This window comes from Lacticaseibacillus thailandensis DSM 22698 = JCM 13996 (assembly GCF_001436135.1).
Classification (GTDB): Bacteria; Bacillota; Bacilli; order Lactobacillales; family Lactobacillaceae; genus Lacticaseibacillus; species Lacticaseibacillus thailandensis.
In genome coordinates this window covers 17,612-32,042 of record NZ_AYZK01000007.1, presented here as the reverse complement: position 1 = coordinate 32,042, position 14,431 = coordinate 17,612, and the positions used below count along the sequence as shown (strand labels likewise).

The window sequence follows — 14,431 nt, the reverse complement described above, 5'->3', positions numbered from 1 at the left end:
AACACGTGGCGTTTTTCTATCTTCCGGAAGAGATAACAGGCCGGCCACGTGGACGTATTGCCCCCACGTGACCGGTCATTTTATTTTCCCGGGAGGAAATCAACATGAAGAAGTTTAAACAGATTATCGCCATCGCCGCCACTTTAACCGCCGTCACCTTACTAGCCGCCTGCGGCAAGAGTAGTAGCAGCACCAGTAGTAGTAAGACCGTCAAAATTGGGGTCCTGCAATTAGTCAGCCAAAGCGCCCTCGATGACGCCCGCAAAGGTTTTGAACAGGAGCTCGCCAAAGAAGGCTACAAGAGTGGTAAGAACCTGAAACTCGACTACGTGAACGCGCAGGGCGACCAAAGTAACTTAAAGACCATGAGTCAGCAACTGCAAAAAGACAAAAATGATTTGAATCTGGCCATTGCCACCCCCGCCGCACAGGCTTTACAAAAGCAGGACAATAAGACGCCCATGCTCTTCACGGCCGTGACCGACCCTAAGTCCGCGGGCTTGGTCACCAACCTCAAGCATCCCGACACCAACGCTACTGGGGTCACCGACAAGGTCAACACCAAAGCTCAAATTGAGCTACTCCACAAGATGTTCCCCAAGGCCAAGAAAATCGGCTTGCTCTACAACGCGGCCGAGGAAAACTCAGTCGTCCAAATCAAGACGGCTAAGCGGGTCATCAAGTCACTGGGTCTGACCCCGGTTGAAAAGACCGTTGCCACCACCAACGACGTGCAGCAAACTGCCGGCGCGTTGGCCAAGCAGGCTGACGCCATCTACATTCCGACGGACAACGTCTGTGCTGCGGCCATGACCACGATTGGCAAGGTCACGGAGGCCGCTAAGGTGCCCGTGGTTACCGCCGACGCCACGATGATCAAGAAGGCCGGTGTGGCGACCCGCGGGATCAGCTACAAACAGCTCGGACGCCAAACCGCTAAGATGGCCATCAAGATCATCAAGGGCAAGTCGGTCAAGCAACTCGCCGTGGAGAACCCAGCGCACACCCAACTCGTCACCGACGCCAAGCGTATGCGTCTATTCAAAGTCAAAGCATCAACGTTGAAGTAAACCATTCCTACCACGCGCACCACTAGAGAGGTTAACAATTATGGACATCGATATTCTGACATCAAGTGTGGCCCAAGGGTTCCTGTGGGCTATCATGGCAATTGGGGTCTACCTCACCTTCCGCATCCTCGACATCGCCGACATGACGGCCGAAGGTAGCTTCCCGTTAGGCGCTGCCATCACCGCCCACGCCATCACTCAGGGCACTGGCCCCATCGCGGCCACGTTGATGGGCGCAGCTGGCGGCGCACTCGCCGGCTGGGTTTCGGGTATCATGACCACCAAGTTACACATCCCCGACCTACTATCTGGGATCCTGACCATGACCGGTTTGTACTCTGTGAACCTGTTCGTTATGGGCATGGCGAACGTACCGCTGACCGGGACCATGAAGACCGTCTTTAATATAATCAGCATTGGTGACAGCACCACCACCACCATCGTGGTGGGTGGCGTCATCATCGCCATCGTCATCATCGTCCTGGTGGCATTCTTTAACACCGAAATGGGCTTAGCGGCCCGCGCCGTTGGGAACAACGAGGACATGTCCGCCGCTAACGGAATCAACGCCGATGCGATGAAGATCATCGTCTACATGATCAGCAACGGCCTCATCGCCCTATCCGGGTCACTGATGGCGCAGACCAACGGGTACGCCGACGTCTCCATGGGGATTGGGACCATCGTCATCGCGTTGGCTGGGATCATCATCGCGGAGATCCTGCTGCACAACATCAGCTTTGGCCAACGCCTGCTCACCATCATCGTGGGAGCCATTATCTACCGGCTCATCATTGCCATCGTGCTGGAACTTGGGGTGGATGCCAACGCTCTGCGCTTATTCTACGCGCTGATGTTAACGTTGTTCCTGTCCCTGCCACTGATTCAGAAGAAAGTCGGCCAGGTGCAGCAGCGCCGGAAGAATACCAAGTCCATGAAGGAGGATGACTAACATGAGCAAACCAGTGTTAGAGGTCAAGCACCTACACCAGTACTTTGAGAAGGGCACGCCCAACGAAAACCACGCACTCAAGGACATCAACCTTACGCTCAACCAGGGCGACTTTGTGGCCATCATCGGGGGCAACGGGGCGGGTAAGTCCACGCTCCTCAACAGCGTGGCTGGCTCCCTACCCGTGAACCACGGGCAGGTGAAGATCGACGGCCAGGACGTCACCTACCAGAGCGTCAACAAGCGCGCCAAACTGATCAGCCGGGTGTTCCAGGATCCTAAACAGGGTACCGCTACCCTCCTGACGGTCGAGGAAAACCTCTCCCTCGCCCTGAAGCGCGGTAGCTGGCGCAACTTTTGGAGCCGCGGCGTAAAGCACAACGAGCGCCAAATGTTCCGCGACAAGCTTGCTAGCCTCGGCCTGGGATTGGAAGACCGCCTCAGCGCCGAGATTGGGTTGCTGTCTGGCGGGCAACGCCAAGCGGTGACCCTCCTGATGGCCACCATCCTGCAGCCATCACTCCTGTTGCTGGACGAACATACCGCCGCGCTGGACCCCCAGACGAGCGCAACCGTCATGGAACTGACCGATAAAATTGTGCAGGAACAGCACCTCACCACCCTGATGATCACCCACAACATGGCCGACGCCCTTAAGTACGGCAACCGGTTAGTCATGTTGGACCACGGACGGATCGTGGTGGACATTCAGGGCGACGAAAAGGCCGGGCTCACCGTGCCCGACCTGCTCGAACTGTTCAAACAGCAAAGTGGTACCGAACTCACGGATGACGCCGTGCTGTTGAGCTAGTTACCAACACTATACCAACATCAACGGGCGTGCCCCCAATCACCGTCAATGTACGGGTGATTGGAGCACGCCCGTTTTGCATATCCGTAACGCGTATACACAAAGATAGTGCACCGGCGTCAACGGTTAGCGAATCGTATCCAAATCGTGGTGCTGGACTAGCCACCACTGCACCACCCCGTCAATAGCCCCCTTAAGGCGGTTATATGGAACCAGGGTGTTGCTCATCACGATGACCGCGTTCTTGCCGTCTGGCGTGATACGGACAAAAGTTTCGTAGCCGTAACCCCAGCCGTTTGCATACAGCAAATCCATCCCCGCGTGGTAATAGCCACCACTATACTGCACGGTGTCCCGCGGCCCGTACAGGGCGTTCGCCTCAGCGGCATTGAGCAACCGTCCATCCAACAAGCTACTTTCCACACGGTACAAGTCACCCGGGGTCATAAATACCTGGCCGGTACCGAGCTCGTTGTGGGCCGCCGCGGCGGACACCACAAACGGGTGCTGGTAACGTTCAGGCGTACTGGCCACGTAGCCCTGGGCACTCTTTTGCCCGGTGGCGGTCGCGTAAGCCATGTGGGTCCCATGCAGTCGTAACGGCCGGGCCAGCGTTTGGAGCAGGACGTTCGCGTAACTTTGGTGCATGACCCGAGCCACGATACCTGCTAGTAACGTGAAGTTCACTTGCTGATACGACCACCGACCGTGTTGCGCGGGCTTAAACTGGATGGATTGAATCGCGCGCTGGATTACGGCGGCGTCACTCAACGGTTTGGCCGTCGCGGCGGGCATGGCGGGACCAACCAGGCCGGACGTCATGTCCATCATTTCGCGAATGGTCACCTGTTGGCTTCCCGGCACCTGGGGATAAAAGTCGCTCAGGTGGCTGTTAAAACTCAGCCGCCCTGTCTGGATGGCGCGCATGACCAGCGCTGCGGTGAGGCTTTTTTGCACCGAATCAATTTCGTAACTCACGTTGGGGCTATTCTTCAACCCGTGGGCTGCGTCGGCCATCCCGTGACTGTACTGTCCCACCACGTGGTGATCTTGCACCACGATGGCCGTGCCCGAAAACGGCACCGGCGCCAATTTGGCGGCCAGGAGGCGGTTGACCGCCGCCGATTGCTCCTCATCGTAAAGGTGATCAGTACCCGTTGCTGAGGTCCGCGTCACGCGCGTTGCCGGCGTGTGGTGCAGTTGTGGCCGCAACAGTAACGTGCCGTCTACCAGTAGTAGCACCACAATGACGCCCCACGGCACCACAAACCACCGTTTATCGTTGCCCATGTTTACCTGCCTCCATTGGGTGAAGCGTCTGCTGCCAGGTCCGCGTGTAGAAGCGGTTATCCAAGTGGTACTGGTCTGGTGCCTGATGTTTCGTCAGAAATGGTTTCACCGCCCCATCGACCCGGAGCCAACCCCGCCACCCCAAGTGGATTGTGTCCTGCATAAAGTAGCGCTGGTGGCCATCCCGACTAAGATCGAGGATGTGCGTGAACCCCTGGGTCCCCAGCTGGTACTTGATCTTGCCGACCGTCTGTTGCATCATCGCCGCCGATAACCCGGTGTACTGTGCCCAACGGCCGTTGACTGGCGGAATAATGAAGAGAACCTGCGTGTGGTGCTGCGCAAATTGTTGCAGGACGAGCTGGAGGTCACTGTATTCGGGTGATTGCCGGTAATCAAAGTCGCGCTGACTACCACGCAACTTGGCTAACTCGCCGTGACCAAGCCGTTGCCGGAAGAAATGCTGGTCGATGCCCAACGCGTTGCCCCGGGTACCTTTGCGCCCAAGGGCATCCGCCCGCCGCGCCAACACAGTCGCTTGGTCACGCGCCGGTAACTGGCGGGCCGCCCGCGTAATGCGCGGCAGGTTGTCCCGCAATTGGAAACGGGAAAAAAGGGCATCCTCGTTCGTCAGAATCGCACGCCGCAGAGCTAATAGTCGTCGTTGCTTAGTCGTCAATTTTTGACCGGTCGCGATGTGTAGCAACGCCCCCGTAACCACCCCACCGCTACGACCGGACGGCATACTCAGTAGCCGACGCGCCGCATACCGGTTAGCCACCGTGTTGTGGGCATGCTGTAACCACACAATGGTGTCCAACGGTGAATAATAGAAATCAAAGGCGGCCGCCGTTTGCCCCTTAGGCGTAAACCACTGGGGGGAGATGATGAAGACCACTTTGCGTGGGGCGCGGCTGCTTAACAGCGTCTGGCTACTCAAAAATTGTGTTAGTGACTGCGTCCCCGGGGCGCCCATCAACAGCGGGCGGTAGGAACGGTGGTACTTTGTCGCCAGTACGGATGGATGTAATGGATCCATCCGCGATAACTCCGAGGAACCCATAAAGGGCACGTACCCACTGCGGACCGCCTGCTGCTTGATCCGTGCGCCCAGGAACACATCGGGCGACATGGACACGGCCGCGCGGTCGACCGTGCTGTCACTGAGACGGCCATAATGCCACGGCACCATTAACCCACCGGCGAGGAGAATCCCGGCAATCAGGACCGGGCCGAGTATTTGCCACAAGCGTCGCCGGGTACTCATTGTAACTTGGCCTCGACCTGGTCAACAATTTTCTGGGGCGTGTCCCACTGCGACCGGTCAAACTCCGACACGGGGATGTTGACCCCCAACTGGTTGGTCAGTTCCAGCACCAACTGCACCGTATCCATTGAATCCATCAACGCGGTCGCGAATAAATTGACGTTCATGTCCCCGCTCACGTCTTCACCCGTTAAATCTTGTAATATTGCCAAAACCGTTGCTTTTACATCCATCAATCATTACCTCATTTCGTGTGTAAACCACAATGTATTTAGAAATCCCGAAAAAATTAAAAAGCTTAAACAAACGACGTGGAACATCACCACCACGGCCAGCGCGCGCGTCCACCGATTATGCGGCACCTGCTGCCGGTGCCGTTTCTTAAATCGCAACCAGATATCGTTGATGATAATGGCGCCGGCGTGGAAGAGCCCGTACACAATGTAGTACCAGGTCACGCCGTGCCAGAACCCCATGATCAAGAAGTTGACCAAGTAGGCCACCTGCGAGACGTGGACCCGTTGCCGGACCAACTTGTGCTTCATGATGAAAAACGTCGTGCGCATAAAAATAAAGTCGCGGAACCAAAAGGACAGCGTCATGTGCCAGCGATTCCAGAAGTCCTTAATGTTGAGCGCCCGGAACGGCTGGTTGAAGTTCATGGGGGTGTTGATCCCCATCAAGTTGCTGACCCCCACCGCAAACAAACTGTAGCCGGCAAAGTCAAAGAATAAGTACATGCTGTACACGTACATATACCCCACTAGGGGCCAGGACAGGCCGAGGCCCCAGACCATCCCCCGGTGTAATAACGCGGCATGGGCGACGATGGGCAGCAGCACCGTGCCACACAGGTAGCCCAACACAAACTTGTATAACAACCCTAGGAACAGTCGGTGAACACCCTGGCCCACCAGCGTCAGGTAATCATCCCGACTAGGGGCTTGCGTGTAATCGTGTTGAAACCGGCGAAACCGGTCAATCGGTCCCGACGACACCGTCGGAAAGAACAGCAGAAACCGTACAAAATCCCAGGTGGGCATCACCTTGATGGTGCCATCCCGTAATTCCATGATCACCTGCACGGCTTTGAACGACAGGTAACTGACCCCTAAGAACCCCCACCAGGAGTTATGGCCACCGCTAATGGCCGGCGTGAGTTTGACCAGCACCAACGGGATGATGCTGAGCAGTACGGTCCCGACAAACACCCAGGTGGCATTGTTGCGCTGCCGGTAGGCCCCATACACGCGCACCAGTAGCACTTGCCAGAGCAGGTAGACCACCAACGCCACGCCTTGATGCCACTTACTGCCACCAAAGACCAGTACCAACACCGCCGCGCTCATGATAGCTTCGTAAATTTGCAGGCGTCGTCCGTAGTACAAGCCCACCATTAGTGGTAATAGGGCCACGACCAGCCACACAAAGTACATCGGGTTAGCGTAGGGTTGGATGTTGATCATGAGGCGTTCGCCTCGCTAATCAGTTGTTTGATGGCCACCTTCCCGTTGGTGGTCATGGGCAACGCATCCCGGTAAACGAACCGCTGCGGCAACATATAGCTCATCATGCGAGCTCCCAAGTATTCCTTGCTGGCCTTAGTGGCGCTAATATGGCTATCAAATTGCTGGTCGTTCACCACAACGTAGGCCAGCAACTGGCGCACTTTGTGGTTCCGGTCGTACTGCGGCACCGCCACTCCGTGTTCAATCCATGGCACCTGGTTGAGGTAGTGGTTCACTTCTTCCAATTCGATGCGGTAGCCGTTCAGCTTGATCTGGAAGTCGGTGCGGCCCCGGTAGAAGACTAAACCGTCCGCATCGATTGAACCAAGGTCCCCCGTCCGGTACGACTGCTGGCCGTGATGTGGAGCAAAGACGGCCGCGGTTTTATCCGGCCGATTAATGTACCCTCGGGCCACACTGGGGCCGGTAATCAGTAGTTCGCCTTCAGTTTCACCGTTTACTTCGTGTTCCGTGCCTGGTACCAAGCTGATCTCGGTGTCGGCCTTGGCGTAACCAATGGGCAGTCGCTCGTACCGTGCCAGGACCGCCGGCGTAATCTCGATGGCTGACACCGCCACCGTAGCCTCCGTCGGGCCGTAGGTGTTAAAGAGGTGCACGTCCGGAAAGCGGTCCAACAGTTTGGCCGCCGTTTGGTGGGTCAACTCCTCACCGCAGAAGAACACGTGGGTGAGGTCCGGGTAATGTGCCGCGTCAAAGCTAGGTTCCATCAGGCAAATTTCCATGAAGGACGGTGTGGAGACCCAGACGTTGACGGGCACCTGCGGCAGTGCCGTGAACAAATCCTTGAGGTTTTCTGTTGTTTCCCGTGGTAACACCCGCACGGTACCTCCAGCCAGCAAGGTCGGGTACAGGTCCATCACGGATAGGTCGAACGAATATGGAGCCTGCGCCAAGCTGATGGGCGTGTCCGGCAGACCAAAACCGGCCATCCAGTCGGTAAAACTACGTAGGTTGTCGTGGCTAATCTGCACCCCTTTGGGCTGACCGGTCGTACCCGACGTAAAGATGATGTAGAAAGTGTCATCCCCCGTCACGTACTGGGGCGTAATCGACGCTGCCCGCGTGTTCAGAATTAGTTTGAGGGCCACCGCACTCACGGTCGGCGTCGGCAGGGTGATGGGGAGGTCCGCGACCGCTAGCACCAATGCGGGCTGTGCAATCGTGTTGATCATGGTTAACCGGTCGTTAGGCGAATGGGTGTCCACGGGGATGTAGGCGTGCCCCGCTTTAACACACCCCAGGAAGGTCGCGATGCTGAGAAAACTCTGGTCGCAATACACCATAATCGGTGCGTGAGCCGGCAACTGGCGGGCCATGATGTAGTCCGCCAGGGCGTCGCTATATTGTTTCAATTCGCCGTAGGTATTAATTTGGCCCAGATTGTCATAGGCAATCCGGTGTGGGTACTGCGTGGCCACTTGGTCGATAGTTGCAACAATGTTAGTCATAAAAAGCTCCTTTGCATTCTCCTCCTGACGCTGCATCCCCGTCAGCAGGCTAAAACTCGTTATAAATGAAGTGGCTATTGTTCACCCCGCGGTAGCTGTACAAGTACACTAGCAACAGCATGATGATAAAGTACAGCACCGTGCGGGCAATGAAGGCCACGGTTGGTCGGGCCAACCACTGCCGAATACGTTGCGTTGTCGTCACCCTCCTTTTGGTGCCTGCCATGTGCGTTCTACAAGCAAGCAGGCACCCAACTTAGCTCCCAGTGTAGGGGTGAAGCGGAATGCCTGCTATCAACAAACCCTGAAATTAAGCTGAGAAATTCTCAGATAGCGGTTACGGTAACCACCGTGAGTGGCGAGCCCCAAACACTCCCACACCTTACGCAACCACGCAAAAGGGGCCGATCATGATCAGCAATAATGCTGGCCATGACCGGCCCCATTTATTTGGTTAATTTGATGCCTGTGCGCCCGGTAACGTCACCACAAAGCGCGTTCCACGCGGCAAATTATCTGCAATGGTCACCTGACCACCATTCAGTTCCACCAACCGCTGCACAATGGCCAACCCCAGTCCGGTGCCCGCCACTTGCTTGGAGCGCGAGGAATCCACCCGGTAGAAGCGGTCAAACACCTTGGGCTTTTCGTTAGCCGGAATGCCGATGCCGTGGTCGCTCACCGTGAGCATGACTCTGGCAGCCACTACGGCCAAACCAACCGTAATGGTGCTACGCTCCGGGGAATATTTCTGCGCGTTCATCACCAATGCGGACAATATCTGTTCCACGCTATCGGCATTCGCACACGCCACGGCACGCAGGGGCAACTGCACATTAATAGTCTGACTAACCTGGGCTTGTAGTTGCGCCACCACCTTCTGCACCAACGGACACAAATCAACCGCCGTGCGTGCCAATTCCGCCTGGTCCATCCGCGACAGTTGCAACAAGCTCACAATTAAGTGTTGCATCTTCAACGACTCATCGTCAATGGCGACGAGTGAATCGGGAATGATCTCCGGGTGGTCCCGCCCATGGCGCCGAATCAGCGCCACGTGTCCGCGAATACCCGCGATGGGCGTCCGTAATTCGTGCGAAGCGTCCGAGACAAACTGCCGGTTCCGCAATACTTGTTGGTTGAGTGACCGTAACAGGCGGTTGAACTCCAGGCTCAGGTTATGCACTTCATCAGGGGCGTCCGGCACCGGCAGCGTTTCCTGATAATTCGGTTGGTCAGTGTTGACGATATTCTGAGCCGCCGTGGTCAAATCCAGTAGCGGTTGGTTGAGGCGCCGCGCCAAAATGTAAATGACGGGAATTCCCAGAACCAAGCCCAAAATGGTGATTCCCACAATGGTCAAAAAGATGGTCCGAAACAGTCGCAACACGTTGTTCAGGCTCACCCAGATTTCGTAGTGGACGTGCTCCTTGTCCCGATGGCTCCACGATGACGCCCGGTAGTAGACCCCCACTTTGCTTTGGTACCGAATATTAATGTTCTTCAGTAAGCGCGCACTACGCCAGTCATCCCGCAAAAAGCGCCGGGCGTGGCGGGAATAGAACGTCCGTACATGTTTATTGCCACGGTACGCGCGCACCCGCACAAAAGTCATGCTGGTATTGAGTGAACTGGTGCGCGTCCAGTAGTCCCAGTCCGGCTTATCGTCGGCGGCAAAGGAGCGCTTCAACGCCGTCATGGTGTTGGCGGTGTTCTCGTAGCGACTGCGCACAATGTTCAGACCCACGATTGAGATTGTCGCCACCCCGACAATAACCATTAGCAACACTAGTAAGGTCGCGTAGGCGCGCGCCATCCGACCGGAACTGGTCGTGGGCCGCGCATGTAACCTCATCGGGTCACCTCACTGGGCAACGTGTAACCCACACCGCGAATCGTCTGGATGCGGGGGATGCCCGCAAACTCCTTTAACTTGGTGCGCAGGTAACGAATGTACACGTCCACGATGTTCACCTGACCGGTAAACTCGGGTCCCCACACTTCATCCAATAACTCGTCACGCGTGAGGGTCTCGCCTACTTTGCGCATCAACTCAGCCAGTAACGCGGCTTCACGCTGGGTCAACTGCACGGTGTCGGCACCCACCGTGGCTTGGCGTGACTTCACGTCCAGCATGAGCGCACCCACCTGGAGTTGTTGCTTGACCCCCTGGCGGTCTTCCCGGCGCAAAATAACCCGCACGCGGGCCAGTAACTCCTCAATTTCAAAGGGCTTAGTGATGTAGTCATCCGCACCGTTGTCGAGTCCGGCCACGCGGTCACCCACGTAATCACGGGCGGTCATCATGATGATGGGCACGTCACTAACTTTGCGAATTCGGCGCATGACCTCCAAGCCGTCGAGCCCCGGTAACATCCAGTCCAAAATAATCAGGTCAATGCCGCACCGATCCGCGTTGAAGGTGTCCCAGGCACCCAGGCCATCCGTGGCAACGACCACCTGGTACCCCTCAAACTGTAATTCAGGCCGCAAAAAGGTGATCATGCTGTCCTCATCATCCACCAATAAAATCTTCTTCAAGTTAGTGCCCCCAGATAGCTACCAATTTAGCCCGTATTTTGTTTCATGTTTCATCATAACGATTTCAACGGCCAAACTCATCATCCCGGAGGTGGAACCAGGTATTCTCAACCTAAATTTTAGTTTTGCTGGGGGCAATGCATAGCTAAGCACCGTAACTATTAGCTTGGGCAACCTACTGCGGCAACTCAAAGCCCTGGGCCCGTAAAATGGTGCCAATCTCGTCGCGATGGTGCAGACTGTCGACCAAGTGATGCTGCATGTACTGGGTGTACGTGTTGTCCTTCGCGTTAGTCGCCCGGGCGGCGTAGTACTTTTTGATAGTGTTATCATAGTCACGTAACACGCTCGTATCCGCCTGCGGGTAGGCATTAATGCCCACCACGGCTGTCCGTGGCCACCGGGGTTTGAGCCCGGGCGTTGCGGCTGGCACCCCGACTTTTAGTCCCAGTAACGGGAAGGTGTAGCGCAGCAGGTGTAACAGGTCGATCATTCGCTGGGGATCGTTCAGGACGCTCCCCAGGTAGACGGTCCCCAAACCGCTACGCTCAGCCGCAGCGACCACGTTCTGGGCGGCCAGGGTCGCGTCAAACACGCCACCAAGCAAGGCATCCCAGTTGGTCAGCTGGTGCAGATCCCCATGGGCGCTTTGCACCAAGCGCACGTTCCGGGCTTGGTCCAACACAAAGATGTAGAGTTGGCCCGGGCCCTCCACGTACTGGTAGGTTGTGACCTGCGCGATTGCGTGCTGCAGTTGCGGGTCGGTCACCCGGATCAAGCTGAATTGTTGCATGAACTTGCTGGTCGCCGTGGCTTGGGCCACCGCCTCCAGAGTCTGCAATTGCTCCTCAGTCAGGGCCACGTCCGCAAACTGCCGAATGGAGCGGTGTTGCAAAGCGGCATCATCGATTTTTAGCATGATTAACTCACTCTCTTTCTATAGAAGAAGGTTTATGTATGCATCATAACACGATTCCACAAAACATTATGGTGCGGGGGGCGCACGTGAATAACCTCAAGCACATCGACGTTGATATTCCCCTCCACCAACTGGTAGCCGTTACTGGTCGCAGTGGCTCCGGCAAGTCGTCGTTGGCGATGGGGGTACTTTATGCGGAGGGGATGCGTCGGTACGTGAGCGCCCTCTCCACTTATACCCGGCGCCGGTTGGGCCAAACCAGCCGGGCCGCAGTAGATACTATTGAACATATTCCCAGTGCCATTGCGTTGCGACAGCGACCCGTAGTGCCCGGCATCCGCTCGACCGTCGGCACCACCACCGAAGCGCTGAACGTCATTCGGTTGATGTTCTCCCGCTTAGGCTCACCACGCTGCCCCAATGGTCACCAAATCCCGCCGACGCTCGACATTGCGCACAGTATGGACCGGCCCAATGATGGTGAAAGCCACATGGGCGAGATCATTTGTCCAGAATGTGGTGTGCACTTCCAGGCCTACTCCGCGGAAGACTTTGCCTTTAACTCCGCGGGCGCGTGCCCAACCTGTGGCGGGACCGGCCAAGCAAAAACGTTGGCGACCAACCGCCTCATTCCGGACCCCACTAAAACCATTCGTGAAGGCGCCGTGGCTTCCTGGCGGTTACCAGGCCGGAACTTCATGCACATCGTGGCCGAGCAAATTGGCATCAATATTGACACGCCGTTCCAGGACCTGCCCCCAGAACAACAGAACATGGTGTGGCACGGGCCACGGAAAAAGTACGCCATCAACATCCCCAGCAAGACGGGTAAAATTTTTCACATGGATAACGCGCAGTTTGAAAACGCGTTTAACGCCGTGGAGGACAGCATGGCTACCACGACCAACGAACGCGCCATTGCCCGCCTGAACCGCTTCTATGAATTTGGCACCTGCCCTACCTGCCACGGCACGCGGTTTAAGCCGGCACTGTTAACCCAGCAACTTGCCGGTAAAAACATCGCGGAAGTTAGTGACCTGACGCTCACCGAACTCCACGACTTTATCCCCCAGGTCTACACTTGGTTGCCCGCGGACATGCAGGATCTGGCCCACGACATCATTAGTGAACTCGACCAAATCATGCGGTCGCTCGACGAACTCGGGCTGGGCTACCTGACGTTGGCCCGTGCCGGCGCCTCCCTATCGACGGGTGAGCTGCAACGCATTCAGTTATCACGCACGTTACGTACCAAGACCACCGGTGTCCTCTACGTCCTGGATGAACCGTCCATTGGGTTGCATCCTGCGAACGTCCAAGGCCTGATTGACGTCATGCGCAGTCTGGTTACGCAGGGCAACTCGGTGGTTGTTGTTGACCACGACACGGCAATTATCGAAGCTGCCGATACCGTCCTCGAAATTGGTCCCGGGGCCGGTGCTAGTGGTGGTCACCTGATCAACCAGGGCACGCCAGCAACCGTCGCGGCGGCATCATCCTCACTGATCGGACCGTTTTTGAACGGCACCGCCCAGCTGGTGGTTCGGCCCACAGCGACCGCTACCACCCAGCCGGCGACCAAGCGGTTCGGCCTCACGGTGACGGACCGGTTCAACCTCCACAACGTCCACGCAGATTTCCCGGTCAACCAATTCTCGGTCGTCAGCGGCTTTTCGGGCGCCGGCAAATCCACGCTGGTGTTTGACGCCCTCGTGCCCGCCTTGACGGCCACGAAGCACCACCCAGCTCCCAGCTTCGTGCGGGACCTGCAACGCGGTGGTCTCCGGCGGGTGGTGGCCATTGACGCTACGCCCGTGGGCAAAAACATTCGCTCCACGGTTGCTACCTACACCAACGTTCTCGATAACCTGCGCGCGCTCTTTGCTTCCCAGCCTGAGGCGCAACGTCGCGGGTACACCGCCAGCAACTTTTCATATAACGTCAAAGCTGGTGCTTGCCCGACCTGTGGCGGGACGGGGGTCATCAGCCTTGATATCCAGTACCTGCCAGACATGCAACAGACTTGCCCGACCTGTGGCGGCCGGCGGTTCAACCCGGATGTGCTCACGGTTCGGTGGCAGGGCAACACGATTGCCGACCTGCTCGACTTGTCCGTGGACGACGCCATGACGACGCTGGCTGACATTCCCGCGATTGCCAAGACGCTCCAAACACTGCACGATATGGGCCTGGGCTACCTCCACCTTGGTGAAAGTACCCCAACCCTGTCTGGTGGTGAAGCCCAGCGGCTCAAACTGACCGCACATATGGGCCGGAGCCAAAAGGGTACCCTCTTCGTCTTTGATGAACCGTCAGTCGGCCTCCACCCACTGGACGTCCAGGTCCTGCTGGGCGTCTTCCAACGGCTACTCGACCAGGGTGGCACCGTGCTGGCCATCGAACACGACCTCGACGTCCTGGCCAACGCGGACTACATCCTCGACTTAGGGCCAGGTGGCGGCAGCGAGGGCGGACACATCGTCGCTAGCGGGACGCCTGCCCAAGTAGCCGCGAGTCACAAAGGCCATACCAGCCACTACCTGGCCGCCCACCGCCAGCATTTCGGCGTACAATAAAAGGCGTCCCGTACAGGACGCCCCAGTT

General features: G+C 57.1%; 13 protein-coding genes. 4 read left to right on the top strand and 9 right to left on the bottom strand.

From position 1 onward, the window contains the following. Positions 1 to 104 precede the first annotated feature (104 nt). From FD19_RS08295 to FD19_RS08285, 3 genes are read left to right on the top strand one after another with little or no spacing between them, the layout of a single operon-like run. Positions 105 to 1,070 (top strand): ABC transporter substrate-binding protein, encoded by a 966-nt coding sequence (locus tag FD19_RS08295; RefSeq protein ID WP_056969732.1) that lies wholly within the window; start codon positions 105 to 107, stop codon positions 1,068 to 1,070. A gap of 46 nt (positions 1,071 to 1,116) precedes the next feature. Then, the gene (locus FD19_RS08290; protein WP_056969753.1) at positions 1,117 to 2,022 is read left to right on the top strand and encodes an ABC transporter permease; all 906 of its coding nucleotides are present in this window, start codon (positions 1,117 to 1,119) and stop codon (positions 2,020 to 2,022) included. A gap of 1 nt (position 2,023) precedes the next feature. Further along, positions 2,024 to 2,833: an ABC transporter ATP-binding protein gene (locus FD19_RS08285; protein ID WP_054750756.1), complete on the top strand. Its 810-nt coding sequence runs from the start codon at positions 2,024 to 2,026 to the stop codon at positions 2,831 to 2,833. A gap of 126 nt (positions 2,834 to 2,959) precedes the next feature. Here FD19_RS08285 and FD19_RS08280 read toward each other — a convergent pair whose 3' ends face one another. From FD19_RS08280 to FD19_RS08240, 9 genes are all read right to left on the bottom strand, one after another. Continuing rightward, the gene (locus FD19_RS08280; RefSeq protein ID WP_056969729.1) at positions 2,960 to 4,123 is read right to left on the bottom strand and encodes a serine hydrolase domain-containing protein; all 1,164 of its coding nucleotides are present in this window, start codon (positions 4,121 to 4,123) and stop codon (positions 2,960 to 2,962) included. Continuing rightward, positions 4,110 to 5,390, bottom strand: a complete 1,281-nt coding sequence (gene dltD, locus FD19_RS08275) for a D-alanyl-lipoteichoic acid biosynthesis protein DltD (RefSeq protein ID WP_056969727.1) — start codon at positions 5,388 to 5,390, stop codon at positions 4,110 to 4,112. Before dltD ends, FD19_RS08280 begins: the two co-directional genes overlap by 14 nt. After that, on the bottom strand, positions 5,387 to 5,623 hold the full coding sequence (gene dltC / locus FD19_RS08270; RefSeq protein ID WP_054750759.1) for a D-alanine--poly(phosphoribitol) ligase subunit DltC: 237 nt from the start codon (positions 5,621 to 5,623) through the stop codon (positions 5,387 to 5,389). Before dltC ends, dltD begins: the two co-directional genes overlap by 4 nt. A gap of 6 nt (positions 5,624 to 5,629) precedes the next feature. Further along, positions 5,630 to 6,856, bottom strand: a complete 1,227-nt coding sequence (gene dltB / locus FD19_RS08265) for a D-alanyl-lipoteichoic acid biosynthesis protein DltB (protein WP_056969725.1) — start codon at positions 6,854 to 6,856, stop codon at positions 5,630 to 5,632. Further along, positions 6,853 to 8,367, bottom strand: coding sequence for a D-alanine--poly(phosphoribitol) ligase subunit DltA (gene dltA / locus FD19_RS08260; protein ID WP_056969723.1), 1,515 nt, complete (start codon positions 8,365 to 8,367; stop codon positions 6,853 to 6,855). Before dltA ends, dltB begins: the two co-directional genes overlap by 4 nt. Positions 8,368 to 8,416: 49 nt before the next feature. Continuing rightward, a complete protein-coding gene (locus FD19_RS08255) occupies positions 8,417 to 8,572 on the bottom strand; it encodes a teichoic acid D-Ala incorporation-associated protein DltX (protein ID WP_235804150.1) in 156 nt (51 codons plus the stop codon). 249 nt (positions 8,573 to 8,821) lie between these two features. Next, positions 8,822 to 10,222 (bottom strand): sensor histidine kinase, encoded by a 1,401-nt coding sequence (locus FD19_RS08250; protein ID WP_054750760.1) that lies wholly within the window; start codon positions 10,220 to 10,222, stop codon positions 8,822 to 8,824. Then, positions 10,219 to 10,908: a response regulator transcription factor gene (locus FD19_RS08245; RefSeq protein ID WP_082383896.1), complete on the bottom strand. Its 690-nt coding sequence runs from the start codon at positions 10,906 to 10,908 to the stop codon at positions 10,219 to 10,221. The genes FD19_RS08250 and FD19_RS08245 overlap by 4 nt, the downstream gene beginning before the upstream one ends. 175 nt (positions 10,909 to 11,083) lie before the next feature. Continuing rightward, positions 11,084 to 11,827: a nitroreductase family protein gene (locus FD19_RS08240; RefSeq protein ID WP_056969718.1), complete on the bottom strand. Its 744-nt coding sequence runs from the start codon at positions 11,825 to 11,827 to the stop codon at positions 11,084 to 11,086. Between the two features lie 38 nt (positions 11,828 to 11,865). On the opposite strand from FD19_RS08240, the gene FD19_RS08235 reads away from it, so the two are divergent. Then, on the top strand, positions 11,866 to 14,403 hold the full coding sequence (locus FD19_RS08235) for an excinuclease ABC subunit UvrA (RefSeq protein WP_054750762.1): 2,538 nt from the start codon (positions 11,866 to 11,868) through the stop codon (positions 14,401 to 14,403). Positions 14,404 to 14,431 lie beyond the last annotated feature (28 nt).

Coding starts and splice junctions, on each gene's coding strand:
- dltC (WP_054750759.1), bottom strand. CDS start 5,623: ATGGATGTAAAAGCAACGGTTTTGGCAATATTACAAGATTTAACGGGT.
- dltD (WP_056969727.1), bottom strand. CDS start 5,390: ATGAGTACCCGGCGACGCTTGTGGCAAATACTCGGCCCGGTCCTGATT.
- FD19_RS08240 (WP_056969718.1), bottom strand. CDS start 11,827: ATGCTAAAAATCGATGATGCCGCTTTGCAACACCGCTCCATTCGGCAG.
- dltB (WP_056969725.1), bottom strand. CDS start 6,856: ATGATCAACATCCAACCCTACGCTAACCCGATGTACTTTGTGTGGCTG.
- FD19_RS08250 (WP_054750760.1), bottom strand. CDS start 10,222: ATGAGGTTACATGCGCGGCCCACGACCAGTTCCGGTCGGATGGCGCGC.
- FD19_RS08295 (WP_056969732.1), top strand. CDS start 105: ATGAAGAAGTTTAAACAGATTATCGCCATCGCCGCCACTTTAACCGCC.
- FD19_RS08280 (WP_056969729.1), bottom strand. CDS start 4,123: ATGGGCAACGATAAACGGTGGTTTGTGGTGCCGTGGGGCGTCATTGTG.
- FD19_RS08285 (WP_054750756.1), top strand. CDS start 2,024: ATGAGCAAACCAGTGTTAGAGGTCAAGCACCTACACCAGTACTTTGAG.
- FD19_RS08235 (WP_054750762.1), top strand. CDS start 11,866: ATGCATCATAACACGATTCCACAAAACATTATGGTGCGGGGGGCGCAC.
- dltA (WP_056969723.1), bottom strand. CDS start 8,367: ATGACTAACATTGTTGCAACTATCGACCAAGTGGCCACGCAGTACCCA.